Below are 1,974 nucleotides of genomic sequence, written 5' to 3'. Positions count from 1 at the left end.
TCGCCGCGGCAAAAGCGTCGATCAGCCGAGCCACGGCATACCGCCTCGACAAGGAGGTACAACTGCCATCTCAGAGTAAAGCGCCGCGCGGACGCCGCCGCCCTGATCCCTTGGAGCCGATATTCGAGACCGAAGTCGTCCCGCTCCTGAAGGCAGCACCCGGCATCCGTGCTGTCGCTATCTACAACGAGATGCTGCGCCGACATCCAGAACTCCCTGAAGGTATCCGCCGCACGCTTGAACGACGCATCCGGTCCTGGCGTGCGGTCCATGGCGAAGCGCAGGAGGTCATCTTCCGCCAGACGCACGAGCCAGGCCGGCTAGGCCTGTCGGATTTTACCGACGCCAGCGGTCTTGGTGTGACGATCGCCGGCCAGCCGCTTGATCACCTGTTCTATCACTTCCGGCTTGTCTGGTCGGGTTTCGAGCATGCCCATGTCATTCTCGGCGGGGAAAGCTTTGTCGCGCTGGCCGAAGGGCTTCAAAATGCCCTGTGGTCCGTGGGTGGTACGCCGCTTTATCATCGCAGCGACAGCCTGTCGGCGGCATTCTGCAACCTCGACGCCGACGCCAAGGTCGATCTCACACACCGCTACGACCAGCTTTGCTCTCATTATCGGATGACCCCGACGCGCAACAACAAGGGCGTCGCGCATGAGAACGGCTCGATCGAAAGCTCCCATGGTCATCTCAAAAATGCCGTTCATGATGCTCTGCTGATGCGGGGAACTAAGGAGTTCGACGATCTCGGTTCCTACCGCGCCTTTGTCGACGAGATCGTCAGTCGTCGCAACGCCGCTCATGGCAAGCGCATTGATGCAGAGCGATCCCATCTGCAGGCGCTGCCAGAGCGCCGGACCACGGACTTCGAAGAAATTGTCGTCACGGTGTCCCGGACAGGCGGCTTCACCTTACGCAAGGTCTTCTACACCGTGCCATCCCGCCTGATCGGCCACAGGTTACGAGTTCGCTTGTTCGACGACCGACTGGATGTCTTTGTCGGCGGTACGCACCTGATGACGTTGCGCCGTGGACGCGGCCATGCTGACGGCCGGCATGACCAGGTCGTCAACTATCACCACGTCATCCATTCCCTGCGCAAAAAGCCGATGGCGATCCGCGGCCTCGTTTATCGCGACAAGCTCTTCCCGCGTCAGGAATACCGCAGAGCTTTCGAGACCCTCATCGAACACCTCCCCGACAAGCAGGCTTGCAAGATCACCGTCGAGCTTCTGGCATTGGCGCATGATCGCGGCTGCGAACGTGAACTTGCCGAAGAATTGGCCAGGACCCTGGACGCCGGCGATTTACCGGATCTGGTCGCCATGCGAACGCTCTTTGGCCCGGATCCAGCCAAGCTGCCTACCGTTCATGTGCAGCTCGCATCGCTCAACGGTTATGAGACCCTGATCGGGACGGGAGAAGCCGTATGAAGAACGCCCACGTCATCGATGAAGCACGACTCGGCATCATGCTCAACGAACTTCGGTTGCCGACAATCAAAACTCTATGGCCACAATTTGCCGAACAGGCGGACCGGGAAGGATGGCCAGCAGCTCGCTTCCTGTCGGCAATCGCCGAGCATGAGCTGGCGGAGCGCGCCCATCGCAGGGTTGAGCGGCATCTCGCCGAGGCACACCTTCCGCCCGGAAAGACCTTGGACACCTTCGCCTTTGACGCTGTACCCATGATCTCGAAGGCCCAGGTCATGGCAATTACCGCCGGCGACAGTTGGCTCGCCAAAGGAGCCAACATCCTCATGTTCGGTCCCCCCGGCGGAGGAAAGAGCCATCTCGCCGCCGCTATCGGTCTGGCGCTGATCGAGAATGGATGGCGCGTGCTGTTCACCCGGACCACCGATCTCGTCCAAAAGCTACAGGTTGCGCGCCGGGAACTGCAGCTCGAGTCTGCCATCGACAAACTCAACAAGTACGACCTGCTCATCCTCGATGATCTCGCCTACGTCACCAAGGA

Annotated in this window: 1 protein-coding gene and 1 pseudogene; both read left to right on the top strand. The window is 60.4% G+C overall.

The features are described 5' to 3' along the window. A partial coding sequence (gene istA / locus ACIQJ2_RS38225; protein ID WP_400678235.1) for an IS21 family transposase occupies positions 1-1,433 on the top strand: 1,433 nt, incomplete at its 5' end. Beyond that, a pseudogene (gene istB / locus ACIQJ2_RS38220) lies at positions 1,430-1,974 on the top strand (IS21-like element ISRel5 family helper ATPase IstB); the annotation flags it as partial. The gene istA and the pseudogene istB, both read left to right, overlap by 4 nt.

This window comes from Rhizobium sp. NPDC092011, assembly GCF_044756305.1.
Lineage (GTDB): Bacteria > Pseudomonadota > Alphaproteobacteria > Rhizobiales > Rhizobiaceae > Rhizobium.
Note: the sequence above shows the minus strand (reverse complement) of the source record. Positions and strands in the feature narration are given on the sequence as shown.